Annotated in this window: 8 protein-coding genes; all 8 read right to left on the minus strand. The window is 73.4% G+C overall.

What is annotated here, in order from left to right; translation table 11 throughout:
* A partial coding sequence (locus tag ACFVYF_RS25760) for a hypothetical protein (protein ID WP_389459015.1) occupies nt 1–970 on the minus strand: 970 nt, incomplete at its 3' end.
* Nucleotides 971–1170: 200 nt separating this feature from the next.
* Nucleotides 1171–3372, minus strand: coding sequence for a CDP-glycerol glycerophosphotransferase family protein (locus ACFVYF_RS25765; RefSeq protein WP_389459017.1), 2202 nt, complete (start codon nt 3370–3372; stop codon nt 1171–1173).
* A gap of 1 nt (nt 3373) precedes the next feature.
* Nucleotides 3374–5581: a CDP-glycerol glycerophosphotransferase family protein gene (locus ACFVYF_RS25770; RefSeq protein WP_389459019.1), complete on the minus strand. Its 2208-nt coding sequence runs from the start codon at nt 5579–5581 to the stop codon at nt 3374–3376.
* Nucleotides 5582–5704: 123 nt separating this feature from the next.
* Nucleotides 5705–7975 carry a CDP-glycerol glycerophosphotransferase family protein gene (locus ACFVYF_RS25775; protein ID WP_389459021.1) on the minus strand — a complete coding sequence of 757 codons (2271 nt, stop codon included), beginning with the start codon at nt 7973–7975 and terminating at the stop codon, nt 5705–5707.
* A 173-nt stretch (nt 7976–8148) separates the two neighbouring features.
* A complete protein-coding gene (locus tag ACFVYF_RS25780) occupies nt 8149–9057 on the minus strand; it encodes a carbohydrate ABC transporter permease (protein WP_389459022.1) in 909 nt (302 codons plus the stop codon).
* 88 nt (nt 9058–9145) lie between these two features.
* Entirely contained in the window at nt 9146–10489 is a 1344-nt protein-coding gene (locus ACFVYF_RS25785; protein WP_389459025.1) for a carbohydrate ABC transporter permease, read from the minus strand.
* A 7-nt stretch (nt 10490–10496) separates the two neighbouring features.
* Entirely contained in the window at nt 10497–11978 is a 1482-nt protein-coding gene (locus tag ACFVYF_RS25790) for an ABC transporter substrate-binding protein (protein ID WP_389459027.1), read from the minus strand.
* Between the two features lie 828 nt (nt 11979–12806).
* Nucleotides 12807–16430 (minus strand): FHA domain-containing protein, encoded by a 3624-nt coding sequence (locus ACFVYF_RS25795; protein WP_389459029.1) that lies wholly within the window; start codon nt 16428–16430, stop codon nt 12807–12809.
* Nucleotides 16431–16499: the final 69 nt, after the last annotated feature.

Consider the following 16499-nt stretch of genomic DNA (forward strand, 5'->3'; position numbering starts at 1 on the left):
TGAGCAGATCCTGCAGGCTCTCGGACTCAGAGGGGTAGTGCAGCGCCTTCGCCAGCAGGACGGTGGCCACGGCTGCCCCGGCGGCCACCGCCGCGACCGCCCGCAAGGGGCGGTCGAGCCCCTCCCAGGAACACCTGATCAGCCGGGCGACGGGTCCGAGCGTCCGCCAGGGACCCGTGGCCTCCGTCGGCAGAGCCGGTGCCCGGCGCCGTACCGCGATCAGCGCGCACGCCCCCGCCAGGCACAGCCCGAGGAACAGCGCCTGCGAGTGCTTCACCGTGAAGAGCAGGAACAGGGAGCCGCCGACCAGCGCGGGACCGGCGCCGGCCCCGGCCCGCTCGCCGTCCTCCAGTGCCAGCGCGCAGCCCCAGAGCGCGGCCAGCGTCAGCGTCATCAGCAGGCCCTCGGTCATGGGGCGCATGGCGGTCGCGCCGCACGGCAGGACGTAGAACAGGGCCTGCCCGGTCAGGGCCACCACGGCGGGGGCGCGCAGGGTGCGCAGGACGAGGAAGGCGAGCACACCCCCGGCGACCGTGATGACCACGCCCGACATCCACAGGCCCCACTTCACGCCGAACACCGTGACGAACGGCACCAGCAGCGCCGGATACCCGGGCCGCACCTCGAAGATCCGCATGAAGCGGGCGGGCATGAACGGCACGGTGTGGCCGGATGTCTGCCCGGCCCGCATCCGCCGGTCCACCTGCCACCACTGGTCGCGCCGGCACTGCTCGGTGACCCGCCGGGTGGGGCTCGGGGCGTGAAAGCGGACCACGTCGACGCTCTGGTTGCGGCGCGCGATGGACGCCTTGCCGGCGCACACGTAGTTGATGGTCGTCGCGGCCGCCGTCTGCTTGCTGTCACCGCGCAGGCTCAGCGCGTACGAGAGGTAGTTCTTGGTGTCGGGGGTGTCCCGGCCGGTGGTGTTGGCGAGCTGGAGCACCGCGAAGACGGCCGCGAGCAGGACCACCCAGGTACCGGGCCGTGCCCGCAGCGCAGGCCACCCGCCGCCCGCCCCCCGGCCGTGCCACCACGCCCCGAGCGCGCCCCACCCGCCGTACCGGGCACGGAACGCGGACCACTCGCCGTACCGCGCCCGGAGCGCGGACCGGCCGCCGGACGCCGGCCGGAGCGCGGACCGTCCTTCGGGGGCCGCCCCCTCGCGGGGCCTCACGACGTCACGCGGACGTCGTGGCCCGCGGGCGCGGGCACCCGGACCGGGACCGGGGTGTCCCGCTCGCCCAGCATCAGCGTGCGGACCACCCGCTCCGCCGCCCGTCCGTCGTCGAACTCGCAGAACCGCTCCCGGAATCCGGCCCGCAGCTGCGCCGACTCCCCGTCCCGCCAGGCCCCGGACGCGAACAGCCACGCCAACTCCCGGTAGCAGGACGCCACATGACCGGGCGCGTCGGCCGTGATGTCGAAGTAGGCACCCCGGCTCGCCGCGTACGCACCCCAGTCGTCGGCGTGGATCACGATCGGCCGGTCGAGGTTGGCGTAGTCGAACATCAGGGCCGAGTAGTCGGTGACCAGCACGTCGGAGGCGAGCATCAGCTCCTCGACGTGCGGCTCGTCCGTCGCGTCGAGCAGGACCCCGCGCCGGTGCAGCTCGGCGAGACCGAGACCGCGGGCGGGCCCGTCCGCGAGCGACGGATGCAGCCGTACGACGAGGGTGTGGCCCTCGCCCAGGTCGTCGGCGAACCGGGCCAGGTCGATACGGTCGACGTGGCCGCCCCTGATGTAGTCGCGGCGCGTCGGCGCGTACAGCACCACCGTGTGGCCGTCCGGGACGCCGAGACGCGCGCGGACGGCGGCACCGGCGTCGGGGGTCGCCCGCACGAGGACGTCATTGCGCGGGCTGCCGGTGCGCAGCGAGGTGAAATGGCAGGGGTAGGCCCGGTCCCAGACCAGCTCCGAGTGGCGGTTGGCGACCAGGCTGTAGTCCCAGCGGTCGGCCCGGCGCAGCATCTGCGGCACGTCGAAACCGTGCCGGGCGCCGGGCTTGTCGAGCAGGTCGGCCGCCATGTGCTTGAGCGGGGTGCCCTGGTGGGTGTGGATGTGAACGCTGCCGGGGCGCTTGACCAGGGTGCCGGGCCAGTTGACGTTGTTGACGAAGTACGTGGCCCGGGCGGTGATCTGCCGGTAGCGCAGCGAGTCGGGTGTGACGTGCTCGATGCCCGGCGGCAGCAGTGGCACCTGGTCCTCGCGCACCACCCACACCGCGCGGATGTGCGGGGCGAGTTCGCGGGCCGCCCGGTGGACGGCCGCCGGATCGCCGAGCACCCCGCGGTGCGAGAACGCCGAGTAGACCGCCAAATGCGGGTCCAGCGGCCGGTGTTCCTGCACGGCGGACCAGCCGCCCCTGATCCGCTCGGCGGCCGCCGCGCGCACCCGCAGCCCGTGCTCGTCGAGCGCCCTGCCGATCCGGGCGGCCCCCTGCCGGACCCGGTAGCGGGCGTAGCCGCCCTGCAGGACCCGGAGTTCCCCGGGCACAGGACCACTGCCGTGCGTGCGGAACAGGGCGGCCGTACGCCGGAAGAACTCGCCCTTGTCCGACTCGGGCAGCCGGTCCGGCTTGGCGAGGATGTCCAGACAGTGCTCGCCCATCTTGCGGTGGAGATACGGGCGCCAGCCCGACAGCTCCGGGTGGGCGTCGAGATACGCGAAGACCCGCTCGTACTGCTCGTGGACGTCGAAGTGCTTGCGGCTGGTCGTGGACAGGATGTTGCCCTGGCGGCGCTGGCGGTAGGCGAGACAGATCCGGTCGAGGGTGGCGATCCGCCCGGCGCTCAGCAGCACCGGGAACGTCCAGGGCGTGTCCTCGTAGTAGCCGGGCGGGAACGCGAAGCCGTGCCGCTCGACGAAGTCACGGCGGTAGGCCTTGTTCCACACCACCATCAACAGCTCGAGGATTTCCGGGTGTTCAGCGGCCGTGAAGGTGCCGTCGCCCGCCTCGGCCAGCACATGCGCGAGGACGTTCCTGCGGGTGCCGCCCCACCAGTAGGTGCGCGCGTAGTCGAAGACCAGCACGTCCGGGTCGGCGGTCTCGTCGAGCCGGTCGGCCATCGCGCGCAGGGCGCCGGGTGTGAGCGTGTCGTCGCTGTCGAGGAAGAGGAGGAAGTCCCCGGTCGCATGCGGCATCCCGGCGTTGCGGGCGCGGCCGAGCCCCACGTTCTGCGGGAGGTGCAGCACCCGCACCCGCGGGTCTCGGGCCGCGTACTCGTCGAGGATCGCCCCGCAGCCGTCCGGCGAGCAGTCGTCGACGGCGATCACTTCGAGGTCCGGATACGACTGCTCCAGGACCGAGTCGAGGCACTCGCGCAGAAAACCCTGCACCTTGAAGACGGGGACGATGACGCTGAAGCGGGGCACGTCAGCTCCTTACGACGAGGGTGGAGGCGGCGGGGGCCGGAACGCGCTCGGCCAGGGGCACCACCGGGGGAATCGCCTCGGGCGGCTCGCCCAGCAGCACTCTGCGGACGACCCGTTCGGCGGCCCGCCCGTCGTCGAACTGACAGAACCGCTCCCGGAACCGGGCCCGCAGCGCCGCCGACTCCGGGCCCGCGTAGGAGCCGTCGCGGAAGACCCGGGCCAGTTCGCCGGGGGTGCGGGCCACCGGGCCCGGCGGGGCCTCCATCAGGTCGAAGTAGCTGCCGCGCGTCTCCTGGTAGACGTCCCAGTCGTCGGCGTACACGACGACCGGGCGGTCGAGGTTGGCATAGTCGAACATGATCGACGAGTAGTCGGTGATCAGCGCGTCGGCGGCCAGGCAGACGTCCTCGGAGGAGCGGTGCCCGGTCACGTCGATGATCCGGCCGCTGCCGCCGCTCGCCGGCCGGCCCGCGTCGTAGAAGTAATGCGCCCGCAGCAGGACGACGAAGTCCTCGCCGGCGGCCTCGCAGAACGCCTCCAGGTCGAGCCGCGCGTCGAAGCCGGTGCTGTAGTCCCGGTGCGTCGGCGCGTACAGCAGGGCCTTCGCGCCGTCGGGGACGCCGAGGGAGCGCCGGACGCGGGCCACGTCCTCGGCGGTCGCCGTGTAGTAGACGTCATTGCGCGGATAGCCGTATTCGAGGGCCTCGTACGTGCCCGGGAAGGCCCGCTCCCACATCTGGGTGGAGTGCCGGTTGGCCGAGAGGTTGTAGTCCCAGCGGTCCACACGGGTCAGCAGCTTGGCGAAGCTGCCCGTCGCCGCGGCCACCACCGGATACGTCGACTGGTCGACCCCCATCTTCTTCAGCGGGGTGCCGTGCTGCGTCTGCACATGCACGCTCCCGGGGCGCTTGACGACCGCGTCCGCGAAATTGGCGTTGTTGATCAGGTACTTGGCGCGGGCCAGCACCTCCCAGGAGCGGTGGCTGCCCAGCACCGCGTAGTCCAGGCCCGGCGGCAGCTCGGGCACCGCCTCCGGCTCGACCAGGAACACCGAGCGGATGTGCGGGGCGAGTTCACCGGCCTTGGCGTGGATCGCGGCCGGGTTGCAGGCGTAGCCGCGCCCCCAGTAGGCGCAGTACACGGCGAGGTTCTCGTCCAGCGCGCGCCGCAGGTTCGCCGCGTACAGCGCGCGGGTGCGCAGCATTCGCGGCCGGGGCACCCGCACGGCAGCCGTCGCCGCGGCCCGGTTGGCGCCGCGCAGCGCCCGGAAGGCGCTGTACGCGCCGGCCGCCAGCAGCCGGTGCTGCACACCGAGACTGCCCGGCGGGGGCCGGAAACCGGCCGGCCGGTACCGGCGGTAGAGCGCGCCGGCCCGGCGGAAGAAGGCCCGGCGCCGCCGCGCGGGCAGCCGCTCGGGATGCGCCGCCGTCTTCAGCACCACGGTGAACAGCTGGCCGAACAGCGGCCTGGCCCGCTCGGCGGGCAGCCCCTGTTCAACAGCCCGGGTGAGCACCAGCTCCACTTGGTCGAGGAGATCGAGCTGGTGCTCACCCGGCGCGTTGAGCCGGCTGCCCTGCCGGCGCACCAGATGCCGTACGACAACCGTCCGCAGCGTGGCCACCCGCCGGGCGGCGAGGGTGACCAGGCCGCCCCAGCCGACGTCCGTGAAATGCCGCGAGGGGAAGGCGAGCCGGTGCTCGGTGAGGAAGGAACGGCGGTAGGCCGCGCTCCACGCGGGCAGCGCGACACCGGTGAGCCGGGGCGCCTGCTCGGGGGTGAAGACGCCGCCGGGCGTCCCGGGCAACGGGGGTGTGCTCGTCTCCACGTCCCACCAGTGGACCCGCTCGTGCTCGAAGTACAGGACGTCGACGTCCTCCCCGAGCTCCTGGAGCCGGGCGTCCAGGGCCCCCAGCGCGCCGGGGGCCAGCACGTCGTCGCCGTCCAGGAAGAGCAGATACGCGCCGGTGGCCGCCCCCGCCCCCGTGTTGCGCGCCTCGCCGAGACCGGCGGACGGCGGGGACTGGACCGGGCGGACCCGGCTGTCCCGCTCGGCGTACCCGGCGGCGACGGCACCCGCAGGTGAGTCCGGCCCGTCGCAGACGGGGATCAGCTCGAAGTCGCCGAAGGACTGGCCGAGGACCGAATCCAGCGCCTGGGACAGGCGTCCGGCGACCGCATGGGTGGGGACGACGATGCTGAAGCGGGGCATTCTGCTCTTTCTCTCGGGAGACGTCGGGCCGGCGGTTCAGCGCCCGGGGCGCCCGGCCGGCCTCCAGGTGACGGGCCGGGTGGGCGTGGGCCGCGACGAGCCGGCGGGCATGGGTCCTCCGGTTCAGAGGCTGTCGGGGGCCGGCACCGGGACCGCCGCGCCGGGCGGCGGCACGGACGCCAGGGGTGGCGCGGGCCGGCCGGCCGCGGCCGAGGGCACCGGGTGGCGCTCCGCGAGCGGCGTCACCGGCGGCAGCCCGGCGCTCTCGCCCAGGACGACATGGCGGACGACGCGCTCGGCGGCGCGTCCGTCGTCGTACGGGCAGAAGCGCTCGCGGAACGCGGCGCGCAGCTGCGCCGAACGCGAGCCGCGCCAGTGGCCGGTCGCGAAGATGTCGATCAGCTCGTCCTCGCTGCGCGCGATCGCGCCCGGCGGGAAGGAGCGCAGGTCGAAGTAGGTGCCGCGGGCCGCCTCGTACGCCTCCCAGTCGTCGGCGTGGATCACGATCGGCCGGTCGAGGTTGGCGTAGTCGAACATCAGGGACGAGTAGTCGGTGACCAGCGCGTCCGAGGCCAGACAGAGGGACTCGATGCTCGGATGACCGGACACGTCGATCAGCCGGCCGCCCGAGGCCTGCGCGAGCGGGGCGCCGTACGAGGGGTGGGCGCGGGTCAACAGCACAAACTGCGGGCCGAGTTGGCGCAGGACGCGCTCCAGGTCGAGGGGGTGGCGCTGGCTGTGCCGGTAGTCGCGGTACGTCGGCGCGTACAGGACGGCGACCGCGTGCTCGGGGATGCCGAGGGACTCGCGCAGCCGGGCCACGTCCGCCGAAGTCGCCTGCTGGAACACGTCGTTGCGCGGCTGGCCGTACTCCAGGGTCGTGTAGCCGGAGGGGAAGACGCGCTCCCAGACGAGGGTGGAGTGGCGGTTGGCGGACAGGCAGTAGTCCCAGGCGTCGACCGAGCGCAGCAGCCGGGCGAAGTCCGTGCCGCGGGCGGCCGCCGGGCGGTCCTGGAGATCGAGGCCCATGCGCTTGAGCGGAGTGCCGTGCTGGGTCTGGATCAGCGTCTGGCCGCGCCGCTTGACCAGGCGGTGCTCGAAGTCGGAGTTGCCGACCAGATAGCGGGAGCGGGCCAGCGCGGTCCAGTACGCGGCCGACCCGGGCCGGACGCGCCGGGTCGCCGCCGGGACGGTGTGGTGGTGCTCGGGATGCGCGACCCAGGAGGTGCGCAGATGCGGGGCCAGGGTGCGGAACGCGGACTCCAGGGCGCCCGGGTTGCAGCCGTAACCGCCGCCCCGGTGACTGGCGAAGACGGCACGGTCGGCGAGCGGCAGCCGGAGCTGGAAGCGGTAGTGCAGCCGGAGCGCCGCGCCCCGCGTCCGGTTCCGTACGGCGGTCACGAGCCGCGCGCCCCGCCGGCGCAGCCGGGACGCCAGCGAGAGCAGACGGTACGTGCGGTGACTGCCGAGCCGGACGAGCGCGTGCCGGAACCGCAGGCCGGCGCGGACCGGGGCACCCGGGGTGCGGTAACGGGCGTAGTGGGACCGGGCCTTGCGCAGGAACTCGGGGCGCGAACCGCGCGGCAGCCGGCCGCCCCGGGTGAACACCGTGGCCAGGTGGTCGACCATGCGGCGGAACAGGACCGGCCGCCACCGCGCCAGCTCCGGGTGCGCGTCGAGATACCCGAAGACCCGGTCGTACTGCTCGAAGACGTCGAAGTGCTTACGGCTGGTGGTGCCGAGGATGCTGCCCCGGCGCCGCTGGCGGTAGTGGACGCAGACCCGGTCGAGGGTGGCGATCGTCCCGGCGGACATCAGCGCCGGATAGGTCCAGGGCGTGTCCTCGTAGTAGCCGGGCGGGAAGGTGAAGCCGGCGCGTTCGACGAACTCCCTGCGGTACGCCTTGTTCCAGACGACCATCAGCACCTTGAGCAGGCCGGGGCGGTCCACCAGGCGGAAGGGCGCCGGGCCCTGTTCGGTCAGCCGGGCCGCCTGCTGGTTGCGGACGGCCTCGCCCGACCAGTACGTACGGGCGTAGTCGTAGACGAGGACGTCCGGTTCGGAGGTCTCCTTCAGCCGGTCGGCGATCGACCGCAGCGCGTCCGGGGTGAGGCTGTCGTCGCCGTCCAGGAAGATCAGGTAGTCGCCGCTCGCGCACTCCAGACCGGCGTTGCGGGCAGGTCCCAGGCCCACGTTCGCGGGCAGGTGCACCGCGCGGACGCGGGTGTCGCGGGCCGCGAACTCGTCGATGATCGCACCGCAGGCGTCGGGTGAGCAGTCGTCGACCGCGATCAGTTCGAGATCCGGGCAGGACTGCTCCAGCACGGATTCGAGGCACTCGTGCAGGTACGCCTGAACCTTGTACGCGGGGACGATGACACTGAACCTGGGCAAGGGACATCCATGGGTCGGCGCGGGCATACTGCCCGGGAACGGCCGAAGGGGTGACCTGGTTACGCCAGATGCGGCATCCGGGGGACGCCGGGTGAACGAGGCCTCTCGGCCCCGTGGCGACACGGAGGGGCGGACCGGTGCCGGCCCGCCCCTCAAGTGCCCTTGCGCACGCGCTACTTCACCGCGCCCGCCATCACACCCGACACGAACTGCCGCTGGAACGCGAAGAACACGGCCATCGGGATCACCATCGAGATGAAGGCGCCGGGCGCCAGTACGTCGATGTTGTTGCCGAACTGGCGTACCTGGGTCTGCAGCGCGACCGTGATCGGCTGGCTGCCCGAGTTGGAGAACACCAGCGCGACCAGCATGTCGTTCCACACCCAGAGGAACTGGAAGATCCCCAGCGAGGCGATCGCCGGGCCGCCGAGCGGCATCACGACCCGTACGAACAGGCGCAGTTCACCCGCGCCGTCCAGCCGGGCCGCCTCCAGCAGCTCCCGCGGGATCTCCGCGAAGAAGTTCCGCAGCAGGAACACCGCGAAGGGCAGGCCGAAGCCCACGTGGAAGAGGATCACCCCGAAGATCGTCCCGAACAGGCCGAGCTTGCCGAAGAGCTCGGCGATCGGGATCAGGGCCACCTGCACGGGGACGACCAGCAGGCTGACCACACCCAGGAACCACCAGTCGCGGCCGGGGAACTCCATCCAGGCGAAGGCGTAGCCCGCGAGCGAGCCGATCACCACCACCAGGACCGTCGCCGGCACCGTGATCAGCACCGTGTTCACCAGCGAGCCGGTGATGTCGCTGTTCTCGAGGAGCTTCTGGTAGCTGTCCACCGTCAGCTGCGAGGGCTCACTGAGGACGTTCCACCAGCCGTTCGCGCTCATGTCCTCGGGCTTGCGCAGCGACGACAGCAGCAGACCGATGGTCGGCACCAGCCAGAACAGGCCGACCAGGACGAGGAAGAGGCGCAGAATGCCGCCGCCGACCCTGCCCGCCAGGCGGGAACCGAGCGACTGCTTCGGCCTCACCACCGTGAGGGGCGCCGCCTTCGTAAGACGCCCGGCGTCTGTCGTCATCGCCGTACCTCCCGCCGCAGCCGACGCACGTTGCTGTGCCTTCCCGGGGGACGGCCCCCGGACCCCCGGCAGAAAGACGGGCGTTTCCTCATCGCCGTACCTCCCGCCGCAGTCGACGCACGTTGAACAGCATCACCGGGATGACCAGGAGCAGCAGGAACACGGCGATCGCGCTCGCGACGCCCGGCTGGTCCTCCGCGAAGCCCTTGCGGTACAGCTCCAGGGCCAGCACGTTCGCGTCGTCCTGGGACGAGCCCGGCGGGATGATGAAGACCAGGTCGAAGACCTTCAGCACGTTGATCATCAGCGTGACGGCGACGACCGCGAGGACGGGTGCCAGCAGCGGCACCGTGACCCTGCGGAACACCTGCCACTCACTGGCGCCGTCCACCCGTGCCGCCTCCATGAGTTCACGCGGCACGCTCGCCAGTCCCGCCGCGATGAGCACCATCGCGAAGCCCGCCCACATCCAGACGTACGAGCCGATCACGGCTGGGGTGACCAGGGACGGGCCGAGCCAGTTCACGCCGTTGTACGGCTCGCGGAAGTTGCCCGCCGGCAGCCTGAGCAGGGCGCCGTCCGCCTGGTCGGACAGGGTGAACGTGCCGTCGTCGCGGACCGTCGTGGAGTCCACGACCTTGCCGTCCTTGACGGCCTCGACCTTCATGCCCGCGTAGCCGACCTCCGAGCCGTCGACTCCGTTGAGCTTGCCGACGCCCTTGCCGCGGGTGAAGTCCTGCCAGGCCGTGCCGGTGACCTTGCCCGGCTCGGACGTGGCCGCCACGGCCTTCTTCGCGCTGTCCGGCAGCTGGTCGGGGGCGACACCGACGAGGGGCAGCGTGACGGGATCGCCCGCGCGCACCGGCTGCCTGGTGATGAAACCGCCGTTGTCGGCCCGCAGCGGCGACTCCCGCCCCGGGTGGGCCTTCGGGAACGCGGACGACTCGGCGAAAGTGTCGTGCACCCCCACCCAGACCGCGTTGGCGACCCCCTTCTCCGGGTCCTGGTCGTACACCAGCCGGAAGATGATGCCCGCCGCGAGCATCGAGATCGCCATCGGCATGAAGATGACCAGCTTGAACGCGGTGCCCCAGCGGATCCGTTCGGTGAGCACCGCGAAGACCAGACCCAGCGCCGTCGAGATCGTCGGCGCGAACACCACCCAGATCACGTTGTTCTTCAGCGCGGTGCGGATGCCGTCGTCCGTGAACAGGGCCTTGTAGTTGTCGACTCCGGCGAAACCGTCACCGGTCTGGTTGAAGAAGCTGCGGATCAGCGAGTACCCGATCGGGTAGACCACGAGCGCGCCGAGCAGCACCAGGGCGGGCAGCAGAAACAGCACTGCCACGGTCCTGCGGGTGCCGGTCACGCTCTTGCGAGTGCGCCCCGCGGGAGGAGTCGGGGTGACTCCTCCCGCCGTTGCCGACGTCATCGCCGGATCAGTCCTTGTACGCCTTGGCGGCGTCCGACTCCAGTTGCGCCTGCGTACCCGCGACGTCCTTCGGGTTCTTCAGGAAGTCCTGGAGCGCCTTCCACTCGCCCTTCCCCGGTGTCCCGCCGAAGGCCTGCGGCGCCTGGTCCGACATGTCGAAGCGGAAGTCGTCACCCGCGGAGATCAGTGCCTGCGCCATCTTGCGCTGCACCGCGTTCGGGTACGCGGCCGAGTCGACGTTCTTGTTCGGGGAGAGGTAACCGCCCAGCTTGGCCTGGATGGTCGCCGCGTCGGGCGAAGCGAGGAAGGTCGCCAGTGCCTGCGCCGCCTTCGAGTCCTTCAGGATGACGGCCGCGTCGCCGCCGCTGACGACCGGTGCCTGGTCGCCGACCGCCGGGAACGGGAACACCTTCGCGTCCGTGCCCACCTTGGCCTTCGTCTCGGTGATGTTGACCTGCGCGAAGTCGCCCTCGAAGACCATGCCCGCCTTCGGCTGGTCGCCGCCGGTGAACGTCTGCGTCACGGACGCCGGGAACTCCGTCTGCAGCGCGCCGTCCGCGCCGCCGGCGATGTAGTCCTTCTTGCCCCACAGCTGCGCCAGCGTGGTCAGCGCGTCCTTCACGGACGGGTCCGTCCACTTGATCTTGTGCTGGGCGAGCTGGTCGTACTTGTCCGGGCCCGCCTGGGAGAGGTAGATGTTCTCGAACCAGTCAGTGAGGGTCCAGCCGTCCGCGCCACCGACGGAGACGGGCGTGACACCCGAGTCGTAGATCGTCTGGGCGGTGCTGAGGAGGTCCTTCCACGTCTTGGGCTCGCTCGCGCCCGCGTTCTCGAAGACCTTCGTGTTGTACCAGATCAGAGACTTGTTGGCGGCCTTGTAGTAGACGCCGTACTGCTTGCCGTCGACCTTGCCGAGGTCCTGCCAGCCCTGGGAGTAGTTCTTCTGCAGCTGCTCCTGGGCCGTCGCCCCGACGGGCTTGGCCCACTTCTTCTCGACGGCCTGCTTGATGGCGCCGACCTGCGGGAGCATCGCGATGTCCGGCGGCTCGCCGCCCGCGATCTTCGATCCCAGGAAGTTGATGATCGGGTCCTGGGCGGGTACGAAGGTGACCTTGGCGCCGGTGCGCTTCTCGAACTCGGAGAGCACTTTCTTGAAGTTCGCCTGCTCGGGGCCGGTCCAGACGGCGGCGACCTCCAGGCTCTCGCCGTTCAGCTTCGGGAGCGTGACGGAGGTGCCGCCGCTCTCCTTGGCCTTGCCGCCGTTGGTGTTCTTGTCGCCGTCGCCGCCGCATGCGGTGAGGGCGAGGGCGAGGGTGCCGGCGGTGAGCGCCGCGGCCACCGCTCGTGCGGGTCCTGTCGACTTGCCTGTACGGAGAGTGCGGTGTGCACGGAGGGTGCGGTGTGCACGGAGGGTGCGGTGTGTACGGAGGGTGCGGCCGGTGCGAGTTCTGGCGGCGCTGTGAGTGCTGCCGGTGCTGCGAGTGCGCATCTGTGCCCCGTTCTTCGTTCCTCGTCGAACGTCCGAGCGGTGTCCCGAGCGGTGTCCCGTGCGGTCTGGTCTACGCCCGGGTGCTTGGGGGCGGCAAGAGCGCCTGCGCTGTCAAGTGAGCGATCGTGACCGCGTCGTGACGTGCGGGTGCTGGCGTGGGTCTGGCGGGGGCGCCTTGAGCGGGGGTCGCTTTGTGCCGGTGGGTGTCGGTCACGGTGTGCCGGCCGTGGGCGTCGGTCGCCGTCCGGCGGTGTGTGGGTGGTTCGCCTGGCGCCGGGGGGTGGGTCGGGTCCGTGCCGGTACATCCGCCCGTCGCCCTACCGGCTGTGTTGTCTTCTGGGGGCGCTCGGTTGGGTGTTCTCGCGCATGGCGACGGGCATTTGATGTACCGGCACGGCCCCTTCGGCCGGCTCGCGACCGCGGGTGCGTGGGGGTTGCGGGCTGGGGCGGCCCGCCGTCGCTGTCTTGCGCTGCGGGCAGCGGCAACTGTCTTCGCTGCGGGCTGCGGGCTGCGGGCTGCGGGCTGCGGGCATGCGGTGGCGGCGGAGCCGCTCTAGCTGCGGGCATGCGTGCCGCTAGGGGCGGCACGGGTGGGCGCAGCGGCAACCCCGCGGCGCCGGGCTCGCCGACCCACCCCCGCGCCAGCACCCACGCCGGGTGCCCATGCAGGTACGGGACCGGGCCCACCCGGGCGACACCCCGCGACGCGGGGGTCGAAGACTCGCCCCACGCCGGCGCCAGCGGTGGGTGCCCCTGGAGGTGGGGGAGTGTGCCCAGCCGGCGGCACCCCGTAGGTGCCGGGTTCGTGTGCCCCCTCGGGGGCCGGAGTTACAGCAGGGAAGGGATTTGCGTGGCGGAGACCGAGCGGGACGCTCGGTCGAGGGCGCTGGCGAGGAGGGCCAGGTCGGTCGGGCCGTTGCCGAGTTCGCGGACGGGCCGACGGGTCGGCGGATCCCCCATGCGCTGCCACTCCAGAGCCACGACGGTGGGCCGCTGCGTGGCGGTACGGGGAATCCGCCCCGTGACCCGCCCGCCCTGGAAGGGCGTGACTCGGCCCCCGGAGTCGGTCAACCGCCCCCGCCCCGGCGCCGGTTCATCCGGCCCCGGCGTCACCGCGTCCAACGTCACCCGCAGCGCCGCCGAGCGAGCCAGCTCCGTCTCCGCCGCACGTCCGCCCACGGTGGCCGCGGCCACCAGGTGCACCCCGAGCCGCTCACCTTCCCGGACCACGGCCTCCAAGGCCCGTACGACCGATCCCGCGGAGGGCCGCCCCGGCGACCCCAACGCGGGTGCCAGCAACACGTCCAGGTCGTCGACCACCACCACGAGCCGGGCCAGCGGCGGCCCCGCCTCCGTACGCTCCCGGGTCGCCGCCGGCCGCAGCCGGAGCGTCGAGCTGGTGGGAGCGTCGAGATCCCCGGTGGGGGACGAGCCGGCCGCCGCGCGCGGGGCGATCATCCGGCCGGACACCTCACGGGTGGTGTGCCACTCGGCGAAGTCCAGCCGGCCGAGCAGCTCGGCCCGCCGCTTCAGCTCGGCGCTCAACGACTGGGCGAACTCCCGCATCCGTACCGGGTCGTTGGCGGTGAGATGCGTCGTGACGTGCGGAAGGTCCGTACAGGCGCCGAGGCCGTCGGCCGGTCCGCCGCCCTTGTCGCCGGTGTGGTCCCGCCCGTCTACGAGGACGATCCCGAGCCGGTCGGGGCGCTCCGCCGCCGCCAGCGAGGCGGCGAGCGACCGCAGCAGCTCCGTACGCCCGCTGCCCGACGGGCCCTCGACCAGCAGATGCGGGCCCTCCGCGGCGAGGTCCACGCAGACCGGACCGCGCGGTCCCGCACCGAGCACCGCCCGGGCCCGACCGCCCAGGGTCTCCGCGTCGTCGGCCGCGTCGGCCCAACGCGCCATCAGCGACGCGGGGGTGGCCCGGGCGAGCCCCAACTCGTCCAGCAGCCGGGCCGCTTGGGGCAGCGGAGCGGACACGCGCGTGTGCCGGTCCCCGGTGCCGTCCGTGCGCAACGGCGCCAGTGCCCGCGCGAACCGCTCGGCCCACGCCGCCGACACCGCGTCCACCGCGGCGACCGTCCCATGTCCCACGGGACCGCCGGCCGGCCGCTGCGGGGATTCGCCCCGGCCGTCCGGGACGCCGGGAACTCCGGTCCCCTGGGGAGCGGCGCCCGTGCCGGCCGCCGGGGATCCGCTGCGCGGGGCCGGCACCGCGCCGGAGGTGTCCGCCGGGCCGCCGGTCTCGGACGGGTCCCGGGCCACCCGCAGCAGCCGCAGAGCCGTGGCCACGTCACCGCTGAGCAGCGCGACCGCCCCGCACTCCCGGAAACCGGGCGCGACCTGGCACGCCGCCTCGTAGGTCTCCGTGACCGGCGAGGCGGGTGAGGCCGCCGCCGTCTCGGCGAGGCTCACCACGTGGATCCCGGCCGCCGCGCCCTCGCGGGCCAGCCGCACCACCGCGTCGCGCACCCCGGCACCACCGGGATCGCCGTCCACCACGAGGACGGTGTACGGCCCCGGGGAGTCCTCGTCGGCCGGGCCGTCGTCCCGCGCCCACGAGGGCCGATGGGCGCCGCCGCGGGTGCCCCCGACGGGGGACGCGGGACGGGCGGGTTCCCCCGGGCGTGCCGTCTCCGTGAGGTGGTCCTCCAGACGGCGCAGGAGTTCGTCCGCGCGAGCCGTGGCCTGGTCGCGGTCGTAGGCGAGGAGGAGGCGGCAGTCCTGGCCGTGGGTGGGGCGGACATGGGGGAGCCAGCCGAGCCAGGACCACTCGGCCGTGCGCTCCTCCACCGAACGCGCGCGGTCCGTACTGATCAGGACGATTTCCAGGGTGTCGGGGGAGTGCAGGGCGGCCAGCTGCGCGACGACCGCGCGGGCCAGCCCCGTCAGCCGGGCCCGGGGGCCGGCCAGGCCCAGCGCGCCGACCTCCCGCAGTCCCGTCGTCACCGGCACCGCGGGCAGCAGACCCGAGCCGTCGGGCGCCGGCCGGTCGGCCGTCCCGAGCCGCACGGTGAGCGCCTCCGGGTGGCCCGGCCCGCGCTCCCACAGCCGCGGGCCCGGCCCGAGCGCCGTCAGGAGCAGCGTCGCGGCGTCCGGCCAGGTCTCCGGCTGCTGCGCCGACGTGGCTGGGGACCGCGCCGCGGCGGATTCCAGCTCCTCGTACGCCTCGTGCCCGGTCCCCTCCGACTCGCCGCGGCCCCCGGTCAGCCGGCGCGCCCAGGCCGTGAACCCGCCGCGCCTGCGCACCCCCGGCGGCACATCGGTGCCGCGCGTGGGCGTGCCGGTGGCGACGTCGGGCGCGGCCGTGGTGTCGGGTGCCGGAGCTTCACCCACTGGTGCGCGACGGACGGCATCGGGCCGGGCCGGGGACGCACCGTGCTCGGGTGCGGCAGGGCGGTCCGCCCCGGAGGCGTCGGTCCGCCTGCTCTCGATGCCGGGCGCGCGGCCCTGCTCCGGGACGACGGCCGGTGTCCCGGACGGGGCGCCGGGGGCATGGTCCTGCGCGCCGGGCAGGCCTCCGGCGGAGCCCCAGCCCGCCGATCCGTAGCCGTGATGCGTGTCTCCGCCGGAGACGGGCGGAAAGCCCTGGCCGCCGGCGCTCGCCCCGGTGGGGGCCCCCGTGGCCGGGGTCTCGGCGGTGCCGCCCACGCGCGCGTGGGGCACGGCCGCCGTCCTGGCCCCCGGAGCCGGCACTCCGCGAGGTGACGTCCCGGGGGCGGCCGGGCCGTCCGCAGCGGCCGTACGACCGGATCCCGGGCCGGCGGGTCCACCTGGCGCGGCGGGAGGGGCGGTGTCCTGGCCGCCCTCGCCGGTCACGCGTACGTGCCCCTCGCCGTCGGGCGCCGTCCGCACGGCTTCCACGCCCGCGGGCGGGGCCAGCCGCAGGGCGGACTCACCCACTCGCAGCAGTGCCCCCGGGGCGAACCGGACCGGGCGGTCGCTCACCCGGATGCCGTCCAGCGTCGTGCCGTTCGTCGAGCCGAGGTCGGCCACCGCGACGCGGCCGTCGGGCTCCACCGTCACCGCGCAGTGCAGCCGGGAGACGTCCGGGTCGTCCAGCGGGACGTCCGCGTCGGCGGAGCGGCCGATGTGGACCCGGCCGCCGTGCAGCAGATGGACACCGCCCGCGTCCGGGCCCGCGATCACCTGGAGCTGGGCCGTGACGTCCGTCTCGTCCGGGCCGGGCTCCGCGGGGGCGCCCAGGGACAGCACGGCGCCGTCCGTCAGGGGAGGCTCACCCAGGGTGCAGCGCTGGGCGTCGAGCCGCTCGGAATCCGCGTACAGCACCACGGGTCCGTCGCCGCCGGCGACCACCGAGGCCAGTCCGGACGCCACCGCGGCCAGCGCCGTACCGGCGGGCGCGGTCACCAGCACATCGCAGGCGGCGGCGCGCCCCCGCGGCTCCGAGGGCGGGCCCAGCGGGTCTACGACGGTCAGCCGGATCTGCATCGCCGTCAGGGGTCCCTTCCGCGCGGGCGCCCGGCACGTGGACGAGACTGCGCTGCGGTCCCCCACCGC

It is taken from the genome of Streptomyces sp. NPDC058274 (assembly GCF_042881375.1).
In the GTDB taxonomy this organism is placed as follows: domain Bacteria; phylum Actinomycetota; class Actinomycetes; order Streptomycetales; family Streptomycetaceae; genus Streptomyces.

What these genes read in the sequence shown, in the direction of transcription:
- ACFVYF_RS25780 (WP_389459022.1), bottom strand. Translation starts at nt 9,057, where the DNA reads ATGACGACAGACGCCGGGCGTCTTACGAAGGCGGCGCCCCTCACGGTG.
- ACFVYF_RS25770 (WP_389459019.1), bottom strand. Translation starts at nt 5,581, where the DNA reads ATGCCCCGCTTCAGCATCGTCGTCCCCACCCATGCGGTCGCCGGACGC.
- ACFVYF_RS25790 (WP_389459027.1), bottom strand. Translation starts at nt 11,978, where the DNA reads ATGCGCACTCGCAGCACCGGCAGCACTCACAGCGCCGCCAGAACTCGC.
- ACFVYF_RS25785 (WP_389459025.1), bottom strand. Translation starts at nt 10,489, where the DNA reads ATGACGTCGGCAACGGCGGGAGGAGTCACCCCGACTCCTCCCGCGGGG.
- ACFVYF_RS25795 (WP_389459029.1), bottom strand. Translation starts at nt 16,430, where the DNA reads ATGCAGATCCGGCTGACCGTCGTAGACCCGCTGGGCCCGCCCTCGGAG.